This window comes from Massilia varians, assembly GCF_027923905.1.
GTDB classification, from domain to species: Bacteria; Pseudomonadota; Gammaproteobacteria; order Burkholderiales; family Burkholderiaceae_D; genus Telluria; species Telluria varians_B.
Genome location: NZ_AP026966.1, coordinates 3649630 through 3665691, shown reverse-complemented (window position 1 = coordinate 3665691; position 16062 = coordinate 3649630). Strand labels below are relative to the sequence as shown.

7 protein-coding genes are annotated in these 16062 nt (G+C 69.6%); 5 read left to right on the top strand and 2 right to left on the bottom strand.

From position 1 onward, the window contains the following. Positions 1-27 precede the first annotated feature (27 nt). The 5 genes from MasN3_RS16440 to MasN3_RS16420 all read left to right on the top strand — a co-directional run bounded on the left by MasN3_RS16440 (position 28) and on the right by MasN3_RS16420 (position 13484). A complete protein-coding gene (locus MasN3_RS16440) occupies positions 28-3030 on the top strand; it encodes a CHASE domain-containing protein (protein WP_281908604.1) in 3003 nt (1000 codons plus the stop codon). A gap of 104 nt (positions 3031-3134) precedes the next feature. After that, positions 3135-6548: an exodeoxyribonuclease V subunit gamma gene (gene recC / locus MasN3_RS16435; RefSeq protein ID WP_281908603.1), complete on the top strand. Its 3414-nt coding sequence runs from the start codon at positions 3135-3137 to the stop codon at positions 6546-6548. Beyond that, positions 6545-10204 (top strand): exodeoxyribonuclease V subunit beta, encoded by a 3660-nt coding sequence (gene recB, locus MasN3_RS16430; protein WP_281908602.1) that lies wholly within the window; start codon positions 6545-6547, stop codon positions 10202-10204. The genes recC and recB overlap by 4 nt, the downstream gene beginning before the upstream one ends. After that, positions 10197-12146, top strand: coding sequence for an exodeoxyribonuclease V subunit alpha (recD, locus tag MasN3_RS16425; protein WP_281908600.1), 1950 nt, complete (start codon positions 10197-10199; stop codon positions 12144-12146). The genes recB and recD overlap by 8 nt, the downstream gene beginning before the upstream one ends. Before the next feature lie 222 nt (positions 12147-12368). Next, positions 12369-13484 carry an RDD family protein gene (locus MasN3_RS16420; protein WP_281908598.1) on the top strand — a complete coding sequence of 372 codons (1116 nt, stop codon included), beginning with the start codon at positions 12369-12371 and terminating at the stop codon, positions 13482-13484. Positions 13485-13553: 69 nt separating this feature from the next. Here MasN3_RS16420 and MasN3_RS16415 read toward each other — a convergent pair whose 3' ends face one another. Both MasN3_RS16415 and MasN3_RS16410 read right to left on the bottom strand, forming a co-directional pair. Next, positions 13554-14522, bottom strand: coding sequence for a serine hydrolase (locus MasN3_RS16415; protein WP_281908596.1), 969 nt, complete (start codon positions 14520-14522; stop codon positions 13554-13556). Between the two features lie 332 nt (positions 14523-14854). Continuing rightward, a complete protein-coding gene (locus MasN3_RS16410) occupies positions 14855-15862 on the bottom strand; it encodes a sulfate ABC transporter substrate-binding protein (protein ID WP_281908595.1) in 1008 nt (335 codons plus the stop codon). Positions 15863-16062: the final 200 nt, after the last annotated feature.

Sequence of the window (16062 nt, the reverse complement as noted above, 5' to 3'; positions counted from 1 at the left end):
CCCGCACTCCAGAGCATGGATTCTTCAATGACCGCTAGTTCCGCAGTGAATACGCCCGGTGCGGCCCAGCAGGGCGCGAGCGCCGCCCCCTGGGTGGCCGGGCTCGCGCTGTCGCTCGCGGTCGGGGCGCTGTGCTACCGCGTCGCCGCCGGGGCGGTCGAGGACGACGCGCGGCGGCGCTTCGAGACCGTGGCGCGGCTGGCCCAGGAGCGCGTGTCGAACGCCATCGTCTCGTATACCCAGGTGGTGCGCGGGTTGGCCGCCCTGCATACTGCCGGCGAAGGTCCGCTGACGCGGCTGCGCCTGCACCGCTACGTGAAGGCGCTTGACCTGCCGGCACAGTTTCCGGCGATCGAGGCGGTGTCCTTCATCGCCTACGTGCCCGATGCCCGGCGCGAGGCTTTCGTCGCAGGCGTGCGCCAGGACCGCAGCGTCGACCCGCGCGGCTATCCGGATTTCGACATCCGGCCGGCCGGCCGCCGTCCCTGGTATGCCGTGATCACCTGGGTCGAGCCGGCCGCGCAGCCGAACGACCGGCTCGGCGTCGACATCGCGGCCCAGCCCCACATCGCCGCGGTGGTGGCCCGCACGCGCGACGAGGGCAGCCTCGGCGCATCCGGCAATCCGGTGCGCCTGCAGCATCCCACCCCGCACACGGCGCTCGGCATGCGCGAGCAGCTGTACCTGGGCGGCGGTCTGCCGGCCACGGTGCAGGAGCGGCGCGCACGCTACATGGGCAGTATCGGGATTGCGTTCTCGGTCGACGAACTGGTGCGCCGCGCGCTCGGCCCGCAAGGAGGCCAGCCGGTGGCGCTCAGCCTGTACAGCGAGACCGGGCCGGCCGGAAAAACGCCGTCCGGGACGCCGCTCGCCCTGGATCCGGGCGACCGCCTGCTGCTGGGGCCGGACGTGCGCGGCCAGCCCACGGCGGCAGGGCGCTTCACGACCCTGCTTCCGATCGACTATGCCGGCACCCGCTGGAAAGCCCATTTTTCGGCCGACCGCGCAGCGATGGCGGCAGGCACCGACCGTACCCTGCCGCTGCTGGCCTTCGGCTCCGGCTTCGGGGTGAGCCTGCTGGGCTTCGCCCTGTTCTTCAACCTGTACCGCTCGCGCCGCGCCGCGCTCGACCAGCGCCTGCTGCTCGATTCGGTGCTGGACAACCTGGACGCCTATGTCTACCTGAAGGACAGCGCGCGCCGCTTCCGCTACGTGAACGCGAAAATCGCGGCGCTGCTCGGGCGCCCGGCGGCCGAGATCGTGGGCCAGCGCGACCTCGACGTGATCTCGGCGGGCAATGCCGAGCAGAACTGGGAACGCGACCGCGCCGTGCTGGAGGGCGGCGAGCGCCACGCCTGCCAGGTCGAACTGGCGCTGCCGGACGGCAGCGTGCGCCAGATGTGGAGCGTACGCGTGCCCCTTTACCCGGAGGGCGAGATGCCGGCGGTGCTGTGCATCTCGACCGACGTCACGGCGCTGCACGAGCTCAAGGCGCGCGCCGACGCCGCCAACCGGGCGAAAAGCGACTTCCTGTCGAACATGAGCCACGAAATCCGCACGCCGATGAACAGTATCATCGGCATGACCCACCTGGCGCTGCAGGCGCATCCCGATCCGCAGCTGCGCGGCTACCTGGACAAGATCTACCACTCGGGCCAGCACCTGCTGGGCATCATCAACGACATTCTCGACTTTTCCAAGATCGAGGCCGGCAAGCTGGAACTGGCGACCCGCGGCTTCATGCTCGAGCGGGTCATGCGCAACGTCGAGCAGCAGCTGGGACAGGCGGCCGCCGGCAAGGGACTGGGCTTCGACATCGAGATCGCCCCCGAGCTGATGCGTCCCCTGCGCGGCGACCCGCTGCGGCTGGAGCAGGTGCTGCTCAACTTCGCCGGCAACGCCGTCAAGTTCTCCGAGCACGGCCGCATCCTGCTGCGCGCGCGGCTCGACCACGCCTTCGGCCCCGAGCTCCTGGTGCGCTTCGAGGTGCAGGACAAGGGCATCGGCATCGCGCCCGACAAGCTGGCCGGCCTGTTCACGCCCTTCCACCAGGCCGACCCCTCGGCCACGCGGCGCCATGGCGGCACCGGCCTGGGCCTGGTGATCAGCAAGCAGCTGGCGGAGCTGATGCATGGCGAGGTCGGGGTCGACAGCACCCCGGGGCAGGGCAGCACCTTCTGGTTCACCGCGCGGCTGGCGCTGAACCTGGCGCCGGAAGAGGGCGGCGGCGCCGGTGCCGGCCTGGGGGCGGCGCACGGGGCCCGCCTGGACGGCTGCGCGCTGCTGCTGGTCGAGGACAACGTTTTCAACCAGCAGGTCGGGCGCGAGCTGCTGCAGCAGGCCGGCGCCGAGGTGAGCGTGGCCGGCAACGGCCTCGAGGCGCTGAAGGCGATGCGGCGGCGCCGTTTCGACTGCGTCCTGATGGACGTGCAGATGCCCGTCATGGACGGGCTGGAAGCGACCCGCCGCATCCGCCAGGACCCCCAGCTTGCCGGCACCCTAGTGATCGCCATGACCGCCAACGCCGGGGTGGAGGACCGGGCGCGCTGCCTGCAGGCCGGCATGGATGAATTCCTGAGTAAACCCGTGGTGCCGGAACTGCTGGCCGCCACCATTGCGCGCTGCCTCGGCCGCAGCGCGGCGCCGGCGCCGGACGTGGTGACGATCCCGGCGCCCGGCGCCGGCGCGGTCGATTTCGATGCGCTGGCCCGTGGTGTCGGGGGCGAGCGCGATCGGATGCGCAAGTACGCCTTCCTGTTCCTGGCCAGCGCGCGCGACGCCCTGGCGGACATCGATGCGGCCCTGGCGACCGGCGACATGGCGACGGTGGGCGCGCTGGCGCATCGCCTCAAGTCCTCGGCGCGCGCGGTGGGCGCCGGCCCGTTCGCCTCCCTGTGCGAGGAGATCGAAAGCCAGGCCGCGCGTCCGGCTCAGGCCAGGGCTCTGGCGGCGCGCTTGCGCGCCCAGCTGGCGCGCGTCGAGCGCGAGATCGGCGCCCGCCTTGGCGCGCGCGTCCACGACCAGGGATGACCTTGTGTTTTGGATATTGTTAAAGGGCCAAGTACCTCCGCCAAGCCTTTCGTGAGACGGTCAAAACGGGTATGCTTTGCCCCTTGAGCAACCCAACTGTTCCGATGTCTTCCGCGATCACCCCCGGCTTGTTAATTTTGCACGGCAACCAGATGGAATTGCTGCGCAGCGCCATGTTCGACTGGCTGCGCGCGCACCCGCTGGGACCGCTCGAGCAGGAGACCATCCTGGTGCAGTCGAACGGGGTCGCGGAGTGGCTCAAGATCGCCCTGGCCGAGGACATGGGCGTGTGCGCCGCCACCCGGGTGGCGCTGCCGGCGCGCTTCCTGTGGGAAGCCTACCGCGGCATGCTGGGGCGCGAGCGCGTGCCCACCCGCGCGCCTTTCGACAAGGACCCGCTCACCTGGCGCCTGATGCGCCTGCTGCCCGCGCTGGTGGAAGACGCCCCTTACGCGCCGCTGAAACAATTCCTGGGCGACGGCTGCCCCGAGCGCCGCCTGCAGCTGGCCGAGCGCCTGGCCGACCTGTACGACCAGTACCAGGTCTACCGCGCCGACTGGCTGGCCGACTGGGAAGCGGGACGCGACCAGTTGCGCCGCGCGGCCGGCGAGCCGGCGCCGCTCGGTCCCGACCTGAAGTGGCAGGCCTGCCTGTGGCGCGAAATCCACGCCAGCCTGCCCCAGGAGCAGCGCGTCACCGGGCGCGCCAGCATCCACGCACAATTCCTGGCCGCGGTGGAAGCGGGACGCGAGCCGGTGTCGCGCCTGCCGCGCCGCGTGATCCTGTTCGGCATGTCGACCCTGCCTTACCAGACCCTGCAGGCCATCGCCGCGCTGTCGCGCCACACGCAAGTGCTGTTCGCGGTGCCCAACCCTTGCCGCTTCTACTGGGGCGACATCATCGAGGGCCGCGAGCTGCTCAAGGCCGCGCGCCGGCGCCAGCAGCCGCGCGGCGGCGCCGACCTGGCCAGCGTGCCGGTCGAGGAACTGCACATGCACAGCCACCCGCTGCTGGCGAGCTGGGGCCGGCAGGGACGCGACTTCGTGCGCATGCTCGACGAGTTCGACCAGGGCGAGGGCAGCCGCTACGAGAACCTGCGGGTCGACCTGTTCGACGAATCCGACGGCGTGACCCTGCTGCAGCAGGTGCAGGCCGCGGTGCGCGACCTGCTGCCGCCCGCCGAGCATCCCGGCACGCCGCCGCCGCGCGCGGACCGCTCGATCGAATTCCACATCGCCCACAGCGTCCAGCGCGAAGTCGAGGTGCTGCACGACCAGTTGCTGTCCTGGTTCGCCCAGGACCCCAGCCTGCGCCCGCGCGACGTGGTGGTGATGGTGCCCGACATCGACGTGTTCTCGGCCGCGATCCATGCGGTGTTCGAGCAGCACCGGCGCAGCGACCCGCGCCACATTCCCTTTGAAATCGGCGACATGCGCGACCGCAGCGTCAATCCGCTGCTGGTGGCGCTCGAATGGCTGCTGCGCCTGCCGCAGCAGCGCTGCCGCCAGAGCGAGGTGCGCGACTTGCTCGATGTCCCGGCGGTGGCCGGCCGCTTCGGCCTGGCCGCCGACGACCTGCCGATCCTGGGCCGCTGGATCGAAGGCTCGGGCGTGCGCTGGGGCCTGGATCGCGAGCACCGCGCCGGGCTGGGCCTGGCCTCGGTCGGGGAGCAGAATGCCTGGATCTTCGGGGTGCGCCGCATGCTGCTCGGCTACGCGAGCGGGGCCGGCGCCAGTTTCGGCGACATCGAACCCTATGCCGAAGTGGGCGGCCTGGATGCGGCGCTGGCCGGCTCGCTCGCCCAGTTCATCGAGAACCTCCTGCATTGGCGTGCCGAGCTGGTGCGGCCGCGCACGCCAGGCGAGTGGGGCGAGGCGGCGCGCGCGCTGCTGGCGGCCTTCTTCCATCCCGGCATCGAAGCGGACCGCCTGACCCTGGCGCAGCTGAACGAAGCGCTGCAGTGCTGGCTCGAGACCACGGACAGCGCGCAGTTCAGCGAACCGGTGCCGCTGGCGGTGATGCGCGAGTCCTGGCTCGGCCAGCTCGACCAGCCGACCCTGAACCACCAGTTCGTCTCGGGCGGCGTGACCTTCTGCACCCTGATGCCAATGCGCGCCGTGCCGTTCCGCGTGGTGTGCCTGCTTGGCATGAACGATGGCGATTTCCCGCGCCGCAGCCATCAGGCCGACTTCGACCTCCTGGCGCTGCCCGGCATGGCGCGCCCGGGCGACCGCTCGCGCCGCGACGACGACCGTTATCTGATGCTGGAAGCGCTGCTGTCGGCGCGCGACAAGCTGTACCTGAGCTGGGTCGGCCGCAACGTGCGCGACAACAGCGAGCAGCCGGCCTCGGTGCTGGTGGCCCAGCTGCGCGATTACCTGAAGAGCGGCTGGAATCTCGACCTGTCCGAGCGCACCACGGAACATGCGCTGCAGCCCTTCAGCCGCCGCTATTTCGAGCGCGGTGGCCTGCTGACCTATGCCGGCGAGTGGCGCACCGCCCACGGGCAGGACCAGCCGGAGGCCGGAGGCGTCGACACCCTGCCGCCCTACGAGATCGAACCCGGCCTGGTGCTCAAGCTGGGCGAACTGGCGGCTTTCCTGCGCCAGCCGGCCCGCTACTTCTTCCGGCGCCGCCTGGGCGTGGTGTTCGCCGACGCCGCCGTGGTGGGCGAGGACGAGGAACCGTTTTCGCTGGACGCGCTCGAGCGCTATTTCATCGAAGACCATCTGCTCGACGACAGCGGACCGATGGAAGCCCTGCACGACGTGCGCACGGCCTTGAATGGCCGCGCGGAACGGCTGGCGCGCGAAGGCGTGCTGCCGATCGGCCTGATGGGGCGCCAGTGGCAGCAGGAGCTGGTCGACGGCCTGGTGCCGGTGCGCAGCGCCTGGCTGGAGCTGGGCGCGCGCTTCCCCCACAGTGCGCCCAAGCGCGCGGTGAGCCTGGGGCTGGCCGACGGCCTGGTGCTGGACGACTGGATCGACCGCCTGCGCTCCGACGGCACCGAGACCGCCTGGCTGATGCAGGTGTCCTCCAAGGTGCTCGACCGCGAAGGCCGTCCGCGCGGCGACAAGCTGATCGGCGCCTGGCTGCGCCAGCTGGCGGCCAGCGCCGCCGGCGCCCCGGTGGCGGGCCATCTGGTGGCGCGCGATGCGATCCTCACCATGCCGGCCCTGAACCCGATCGAGGCGGCCGCCACCTTGCACGACCTGGTCACGCTGTGGCGCACCAACCTCGACCGCCCGCTGGGCGTGGCCTGCAAGACCGCGCTGGCGCTGCTGCGCGAAGGCGCGGTCGAAGCGGATGCGCGCCTGGTATACGACGGCAGCTATGAACTGTCCGGCGAAGTCGAGGAACTGTGCCTGGCGCGCCTGTGGCCCGACTTCGCTTCCCTGGTCGCGGCCGGCGACTGGCCGCACGTGGCGCGCGACCTGTATGGTCCGCTGGCCGAGTGGCTGGAGACCGGCGTGCAGGTGGCGCCCCTGGGCGGCGACGCGGCAGGGGAGGCGGCATGAGCCAGCAGCTCGAACCCCTGGTCTTCCCGCTGCACGGCACGCGCCTGATCGAGGCCTCGGCCGGCACCGGCAAGACCTGGACCATCGCCGCGCTCTACCTGCGCCTGGTGCTCGGCCACGGCGGCGAGACCGCCTTTGCCCGCCCGCTGCTGCCCAGCGAAATCCTGGTGATGACCTTCACCCGCGCGGCCACGCGCGAGCTGGCCAACCGCGTGCGCGAGCGCCTGGTCGAGGCGGCCGCCTATTTCCGTGGCCAGCACGACATCGACGACCCCTACCTGGCCGAGCTGGCGGATGCCTATCCCACGGACGCAGAGCGCAGCGTCGCCGCCCACCGCCTGGTGCTGGCGGCCGAGACGATGGACGAGGCGGCGATCTTCACCATCGACGCCTGGTGCCAGCGCATGCTGCGCGAGCACGCCTTCGACTCCGGCAGCCTGTTCGACGAAGAGCTGGTCAGCGACGAGCGCGCCCTGTTCGAGGACGCCGCCCACGACTACTGGCGCCAGCACATCTACCCGCTGGGCGCGGAGGCGCTGGCCTCGGTGCGCGAATGCTGGCGCGATGTCGAGGCCCTGAAGGGGGGCGTGCGCGAGCTGGTGACGCGCACCCACCTGCTGGGCGAATGCGCGCCCGAGCCGCTCGGCTCCCTGGTGTCGCGCGTGCAGGCGGCGCTGCGCGCCGAACTGGCCGGCCTCAAGGAGGGCTGGAGCGCCCGCGCCGACGAGATGGAAAGCTGGATCGCCGGCCAGCGCGAGCGCAACCCGAAGTGCTTCAACGGCAACAAGATGCGCGCCGACTCGCTGGTGAAGTGGTTCGAGGCGCTGCGCGCCTGGGCGATCGACCCGGCGCGGTTGCTGCCCGACCTGAACGAGACGGCATGGAAGCGCCTGTGCCCAGACGGTATCAATGACGCTTTCAGCAAGGACTTCGTGGCCGAGGTGCCAGCCTGCTTCGGCTTCACCGCGCCACTGCGGGACGCATTGGCGCGCCTGCAGCCGCTGTCGCACGCGCTGCTGCGCCACGCCGCCAGCCACATCGCCGCCCGCATGCGCGAGCTGAAGGCGCGCAACCGCCAGTTCGGCTTCGCCGACATGCTCGAACGCCTCAAGGATGCGCTGGAAGGCCCGAACGGCCAGGCCCTGCGCCAGCGCATCGTGCTGCAGTTCCCGGTGGCGATGGTTGACGAATTCCAGGACACCTCGCCCGACCAGTACCGCATCTTCGACCTGCTGTACCGGGTGGCGGACAACGACCCGGAGCGGGGCCTGTTCCTGATCGGCGACCCGAAGCAGTCGATCTACGGCTTTCGCGGCGCCGACATCCACAGCTACCTGGCGGCGCGCCGCGCCACCAGCGGCCGCCATTACCAGCTGGGCGTCAACTACCGCTCCACCAGCGAGCTGGTGGAGGCGGTCAACCAGCTGTTCCGCCACGCCGAGGGCGCGGACGGGCAGGGCGGCTATCCCGCGGGCGCCTTCCGTTTCCGCCGCGGCGAGGACAATCCGCTGCCCTTCGAGTCCGTCAAGGCCAAGGGCCACCGTGAGCGCCTGGTGGGAGCCGGCGGCGCCCAGCATGCGATGTCGGTGTGCTGCGCCGGCCCGATGAACCAAGAAGAGTACCGCGAGTACTTTGCCCACCACTGCGCCGAGCACATCGTCGGCCTGCTGGGCGACGAGCGCGTCGGCTTCTCGGACGGCGAGCGTTTCCGCCGCCTGATGCCGGCCGATATCGCGATCCTGGTGCGCGACCGGCGCGAGGCGAGCGCGGTGCGCCGCGCCCTGGTCGAGCGCAAGGTCGCCAGCGTCTACCTGTCCGACAAGGATTCGGTGGTCGAGAGCGAGGAAGCGGCCGACGTGCTGCGCTGGCTGTACGCGGTGGCCAACCCGCTCGACGGCATCCTGGCGCGGGCGGCCTTCGCCACCCGCACCGCCGGCCTGCCGCTGGCCGAACTGGCCCGGCTCTCGAGCGACGAAGTGGCCTGGGAAGAGCGTGTCGAGCAGCTGAAGAACCTGCACGGCGCCTGGCAGCGCCAGGGCGTGCTGGCCATGCTGCGCCGCTTCGTGCACGAACTTGGCCTGCCGGCGCGCCTGCTGCGCCAGCCGGGCGGCGAGCGGCGCCTGACCAACCTGCTGCACCTGGCCGAGCTGCTGCAGGAAGCGAGCGGCCAGCTGGAAGGGGAGCAGGCCCTGATCCGCTGGCTGGCCGAGCAGGTCGAGGGTTTGGGCGAAGGCGGCGACGAGCGCGTGCTGCGCCTGGAAAGCGATGCCGAGCTGGTCAAGGTGGTGACGGTCCACAAGTCGAAGGGCCTGGAATACCCGCTGGTCTACCTGCCGTTCGCGGTGACCGCGCGCCGGACAGACCGTCGCAACCGCGCCTTCTTCGAGTTCGTCGGCAGCGACGGCACGCGCCGGCTCGACCTGGCCATGGACGACGCGTCCCTGGAGGCGGTGGACCGCGCGCGCCTGGAAGAGGACCTGCGCCTGCTGTACGTGGCGCTCACCCGCGCGCGCCACTACCTATGGCTGGGCGCGGCCCCGATCAGCGGCCGCAGCAAGAACGAGAACCGCCTGCACGAGTCGGCGCTCGGCTACCTGCTGGGCGGCGGCGAGAAGATCGCGGCCGAACTGCTGCGCGAGCGGCTGGAGCGCCTGCGCGGCGGCGTCGAAGGCATCGTGCTGCACGACCTGACCGAGGCGCAGGGCCGCACCCTGCTGGCGCGCGAAGACGTGCGTCCGGAGCTCCTGGGAGCCCCGCGCTACGAAGCCAGTTTCGAGCGCGACTGGTCGATCGGCTCCTTCACCTCGCTGGTGCGCCATGCCGTGGCGGTGGTCGCCCCGCCGCCGGCGCCGATGCGCGCCCAGGAAGAAACCCTGCTGGAAGAGGCGCCGCAGGTGCTGACGCCGCCGCGCATCGAGGACGCGCCCTGGCACCGCTTCCCGCGTGGCTCGGTGCCCGGCAACTTCATGCACGAACAGCTCGAATGGATGGCGGCGGAAGGTTTTCATCGCGCCGACGAGCCGGACTTCATGCTCAGGCTTGGCCAGCGCATCGAACGCGCCGGCTGGGGCCACCGCCTGGACGACGCCCTGGCCTGGCTGCACGCGGTGGTCACGACCCCGCTGCCGCCGCTGGGCGCGGCCCTGGGCGGCCTGCGGGGTGAAACTGCGCCAGTGCCGGAGCTGGAATTCTGGTTCCCCAGCGAGCGCCTCGACGTGGTGCAGCTGGACCGCCTGTGCCGCGCGCGCATCATGAAGGGCCTGGACCGTCCGGTCTTGCCGGAGCGGGTGCTGCACGGCATGCTCAAGGGCTTCGCCGACCTGGTGTTCGAGCACGAGGGCCGCTACTGGGTGCTCGACTACAAGACCAATGCGCTGGGCCCGGGCGACGCCGCCTACACCCAGGCCGCGATGGAACTGGGCATGGCCGAGCACCGCTACGACATCCAGGCCACCATCTACATGCTGGCGCTGCATCGCCTCCTGAAGAGCCGCTTGGGAAGCGCCTACGATCCATGCCGTCAGCTGGGCGGAGCCGTGTTCCTGTTCCTGCGCGGGATCGCCAATGCCGACACGTGCGGCTGCTGCGTGCTGGGCCCGGACATGGAACTCCTGGCCGGACTGGAAGCATTGCTGGACAAGGACCATCATGCTTAAACATGAAGCCGACATCGCGCTGCTGTGGAGCGAGCTGGCGCGCCTGAGCGAAACCGGCGAGCTGCGCCGCCTGTCCTACGCCTTCGCCCGCTTCGTGGCCTCGCTTGGGGCGGCGCCGCCTGCGCTGGTGCTGGCCACGAGCGTGCTGTCCGAGCTGGAAGGGAAGGGCCACAGCTGCCTGCAGCTGGCCGACCTGGCCGCAGGTCCCGCAGGGCTGCTCGGCTGGGAAGACGAGCAATGGAAGCTGCTTGCGCGCGCCGCCGGCCCGCTGCCCAGGAACGCACAGGGCTGGGCCCAGGCGCTCTCCGGCTGCCAGCAGGTCTGGGACGTCGGCGCCTTCGACTACGACCAGCCGCTGGTGCTGGACGGCGACCGCCTCTACCTGCGCCGCTACTGGCGCGACGAGATGCTGGTGGCCCAGGCCGTGCGCGAGCGCGCGACGCGCACCCGCGCGGTGGACGAGAAAGCGGTGCGCGCCTGGCTCGACATGCTGTTCGCCTCGCAGGGGAGCAGGGAGGGGCCGGACTGGCAGAAGCTGGCCTGCGCGATCGCGCTGCGCGGTTCGATGGCCATCATCACGGGCGGCCCCGGCACCGGCAAGACCTATACCGTGGCGCGCCTGCTGGCGCTGCTGTTCGCCACCGCACCCGAGGCGGGCAGCCAGCGCATCGCCCTGGCCGCGCCGACCGGCAAGGCGGCGGCGCGCCTCAAGCAGTCGATCGACAAGGCCCTGGGCGAGCTGGCCGACAAGGTCGGCTCGACCCTGCCGCTGCGCGAACTGACGCTGCGCATGGGCGCCGCGCGCACCCTGCACAGCCTGCTGGGCGCGCGTCCCGATACCCGCGCCTTTGCCCACCACCGCGGCAATCCGCTCGACGTCGACGTCCTGATCGTCGACGAGGCCTCGATGGTGCACCTGGAGATGATGGCGGCGCTGCTCGATGCGCTGCCGCCGGGCGCCACCCTGATCCTGCTGGGCGACAAGGACCAGTTGGCCTCGGTGGAGGCGGGCGCCGTGCTGGGCGACCTGTGCCATAACGCCGGCGCCGGCGGCTATACCGATGCCACCTGCGACTACGTCCTGGCCGCCAGCGGCGAGGAACTACCGGGCGAATTCCTGGGCGACGCCGGCGCCCTGGCCCAGCAGACCGTGATGCTGCGCCACAGCCGCCGCTTCGGCGGGCCGATCGGCCAGCTGGCCCTGGCCGTGAATGCGGGCGACGCGGTGCGCGCCGAAAGCGTGCTGCGCGCCGCCGAGCCGAGCGTGCGCTGGATCGAAAACGCCCAGCAGCAGCACCTGCTGCAGCTGGCGCAGTCCGGCTACGGTTCTTACCTGGACGTGTTGAATACCGGCCCCAGGGCCGGATTGAACACGAATCATGAAGAATGGGTGCGTCAGGTCCTGCAGCGCTTCGAGTCCTTCCGCATCCTGTGCGCGGTGCGCGACGGCGAGTGGGGCGTTAGCGGACTGAACGAGGCGGTGGCGCGGCGCCTGGCCCAGGCCGGATTGCTGCGCCCGAGCGGCGAGTGGTATGTCGGCCGCCCGGTGATGGTGACCCGCAACGACTACGGGACCGGGGTCTACAACGGCGACATCGGCCTCACGCTGCCCGATCCGGCGCGCCCGGGCGCCCTGCGCGTGTACTTCCTCGAAGGCGACACGGTGCGCAGCGTGCTCGCAACCCGCCTGCGCAACGTCGAGACGGCCTTCGCGATGACGGTCCACAAGTCGCAAGGCTCGGAGTTCCGCCATACCGTGCTGGCCCTGCCGCGCGAACGCGGCGCCGTCCTCACCCGCGAGCTGGTGTATACCGGCATCACCCGCGCCAGCGAGATGTTCACGCTAGTGACGCCTCCCGGCGCCGCGCTGCACGAAGCCATCGCCGAGCGCACCCACCGCACCAGCGGCCTGCGCGGCATGATCGCGCCGACCTCACGCTGAGCCGGATTACAAGTGCCGCATGTCGCGACCGCGCGACGACGGGTTTGACGCAGAGCAGGAATGGCGCGTGACGAGGCCTGCTTCGTCGAACTCGACCGTTACTTCGTGGTCTTACTGACGTACAAGAACAAAGACCGGGCAGCATTTTTCATGTAACTTTCCCTGTAAATATTCCTGCTACTAAGCACTTATTCCAGGGCCGCAACCGCCCCCCGCGCAAGCATGCAGCCACTCGACCAACCGACGCTCGTGTTCCGTTCCACCCCCGGCCGGGTGGCGCCCCTCCTTGTGGCTTCCTTCGAACTGCCGGCCTTCCTGTTGGCCGGACCCTGCGCGCGCTGGTTTGCCCGCAGCTTCGACGTCTGGTGGCAGACCGCGCTGGTGGCCCTGGTGCTCGGTTCGGCCCTGGGCCAGCTGTCCCCGGCTTTCCTGCGCTGGCTCGAAACGCCGTTCGGCTGGAAACTGTTCGGCCTGGCCTGCATACCCGGCGGCCTGGTGCTCGACGCGGCCCTGCAGGCGCGCTTCGGCAATACGCCGGGCAAGGCGCTGCTCGGCCTGCGCCTCATCACGACCGACGGGCATGTGCCCGGCTTCGGCGAGCTGCTGCGGCGCAACCTGAAGATCTGGCGCGACGGCCTCGCCCTCGGCCTGCCGTTCATCAGCCTGGCCACCATGGCGCGCCAGGGCCTGCGGCTGCGCAAGGGCATGCAGGCCAGCTACGACAAGGACGAATTCCTGGTCAGCGCCGGCGGCACGGGCTGGGTGGCGAAAGCCGTGTTCGGCGCCGCCTTCATCAGCCTGTTCAGCGCCATCCTGATCCTCGACGGCGTCGACCGCCAGGACAGCGGCGAGGCGAGCGCCATGCAGGAAGCGCCGCACAGCGCCTGGACCAACCCGGTCACCGGACGGATGGCGCGCATCGGGCCGCAATGGAAACTCGAGGTGCGCGCCGGGACGGATGGCAGCGTGCAGCACCTGTTCACCCAGCACAGCGGCCGCGCCGCCATCCTGTTCGCGCACGAGGAGACCGGCGGGCGGGCCCTGCGCCAGGACGCCCAGGCCCTGGTCGACCGCCTGGCCGACCGCTTCGACCTGGCGGACAGCTACTTCGCCGAGTTTCGCGGGCGTCATTCCTGGGTCGGCAGGGGGCTGCACAAGAAGGGGCCGGAACGGGTGCAGCTGCGCATCGTGGAGGTCGACGGCAAGGCCTGGCGGGTGGTGGTGATGCAGTCGCCGCCGGCCGCGTACAGCGACGACCTGGTGCAGGAGCTGAGCGGCGCCCTGTGGGACACGGTCACGCCGCCGCCCGGACCGGAACTGGCCCAGCGCAGCCAGTGAGGGCATGGCTGCGCGCCAAAGCAAAAGGGGCCGCGTGGCCCCTTTGCTGTGCGCGACACGGCGTGTCGTTTATTTCTTGCGGCGCTTCGGCTCCACCTTCACCTTGCCGCGCTGCTTGACCGCCTTACCCTTGCCCTTGCCGGCCGTCGCCTTGACGCGCGCCTTGCCGGCGCTGGCCTTGATGCCGGGGCGGCTCGATGCGGCCTTGTAGCGCGGCGCGCGGTTCGAAGCCTTGGCCATGCTGACCGGCTCGTCGCCGGTGATGAAGCGGCGGATGTTCAGCGCATCCAGGATGCGCGCCGACGAGGCGCCGGCATTGAGCAGCACCATGGTGGCGTTCTTGCCGCCGGCCTTGATGTTCATGATCAGGCAGCGGCCCGCTTCCTGGATGTAGCCGGTCTTCGACAGGCCGATGTCCCAGCCCTGCGCGCCGACCAGGCGGTTGGTATTGCGGTACTCGACCTCGCGGCCGTTGATGTTGATCAGCTCCTTCGACTCGGTGGTCATGCGCGTGATCTCGGGATACTTGCTCGAGGCCGCCGCCATCTTGACCAGGTCGCCCGCGGTCGAGCGGTTGTGCGGCGACAGGCCGGTCGGCTCCTCGATCACGGTCTGGGTCATGCCCAGCGTCGCGATCTTGTGGCGCACGGCGGCCTTGAAACCGGCGGTGCCGCCCGGATAGGTGCGCGCCAGCGCATGGGCCGCGCGGTTGTCCGAGGACATCAAGGCCAGCTGCAGCACGTCGCGGCGCGAGATCAGGGCGCCGACCGGCACGCGCGAGCTGCTGTGCTTGAAGGTGTCGACGTCGCTGCGGTCGATCTCGATCAGCTCGTCCAGGTCTTGCCTGGCATCGAGCACGACCATGGCGGTCATCAGCTTGGTGAGCGAGGCGATCGGCGCGACGCGGTCCGCATTCTTTTCCAGCAAAATCTTGCCGGTGTCATCTTCTACCACGAGCACCGATTGCGAGCCGAAGGGCACGGCGAAAGCCGCAGCCGAAAACGACAACAATGCGGTGGCAAACAATTTTTTGAACATTGTCGGGTGCAGGAATAGGTTGTGTTGAGCGGGAAAACGCGGCAGTCGGAGAAGCGCGCAGTCAACAATCTAGCTGTAGGGCAACTACAGGAGGTTGGAAGATAGCATCAAGCATGATGCATGTCTATGGCACACAAGCAAAAACGGTCTTGTGAACCGGAATTTAGTTGCAGTTTAACCCTGCAGTTAACACAGCGTCCATGATAATTGCCAGAACAGGTCGATATTCCGGGTGGATAGGCACCGCCACGCATCGGAGGCCGTAACGACAAAGCCCTGCACAAGGGCAGGGCTTCGGCATGCGCCCGCAAGCGGGCGGCTTGGTGGAGGGATTACTTCGACTGGTAGATCTTGTCGAACTCGCCTCCGTCGTTGAAGTGGACTTCCTGGGCCTTGCGCCAGCCGCCGAACAGCTCGTCGACGGTGAACAGCTGGATCGGCTTGTAGTTAGCGGCATATTTTTTCATCACCGCATCGGAACGCACGCGCAGGTAGTGCTTGGCGCCGATTTCCTGGCCGGCCGGCGAATACAGGAAGTTCAGGTAGGCCGTCGCTTCCTTGCGCTGGTTGCGGCGGTCGACCACCTTGTCGACCACGGCCACCGGCGACTCGGCCAGGATCGAGGAGCTTGGGTAGACCACCTCGAAGTTGTCGCCGAATTCCTTGCGCACCATGCTCACTTCGTTCTCGAAGGTCACCAGGACGTCGCCGATCTGGCGCTGGGTGAAGGTGGTGGTCGCGGCGCGTCCGCCCGCATCCAGGATCGGCACGTTCTTGAAGATGCGGGCCACCAGGTCGCGCGCCTGGGCTTCGTTGCCGCCCTTCTTGAGCACCGAGCCCCATGCCGCGAGGTAGGTGTAGCGGCCGTTGCCGGCGGTCTTCGGGTTCGGGATGATCACCTGCACGCCGGGGCGCGCCAGGTCTTCCCAGTTGCGGATCTTCTTCGGGTTGCCCTTGCGCACCAGGTACACCATGGTCGAGTAGTAGGGCGCCGCGTTGTTTGGGAATTTCTTGGCCCAGTCCTTGGCCACCAGGCCGCGGTCGGCCAGCATGTCGATGTCGTTCGCCTGGTTCATGGTGACGACCGAGGCTTCCAGGCCGTCGGCGACGGCGCGCGCCTGCTTGCTCGAGCCGCCGTGCGACTGCTTGATGCTGACGGTCTGGCCGGTCTGTTGCTTGTAGGCCGCGATGAAGGCCGGGTTGATGTCCTTGTACAGCTCGCGTGCCACGTCGTAGGAAACATTCAGCAGCTCGGTCGTGGCGGCGCTGGCCGACAGCGGCAGCGCGGCGCCCAGCGCCAGGGCCAGGATGAAACGGCGGAGCGGGGAGGTCAGGGTCATATGGTCTCGCTTTTCAGAATCTTGTGGTGACGGGATGCATCATCCACCGCTTCCCCCAAATACGGAACAATAGTTTTGTCATATGCTTAGTACTGCAGAGCAGGGAGGTGAAGGCGGTGACCGGCCTTGCGCGGCCTCGTGGCGATACGGACGGCCGCAGCAAGGTCGGGAGCTTTCGGTGTATAGTCGTACCCAGCCAT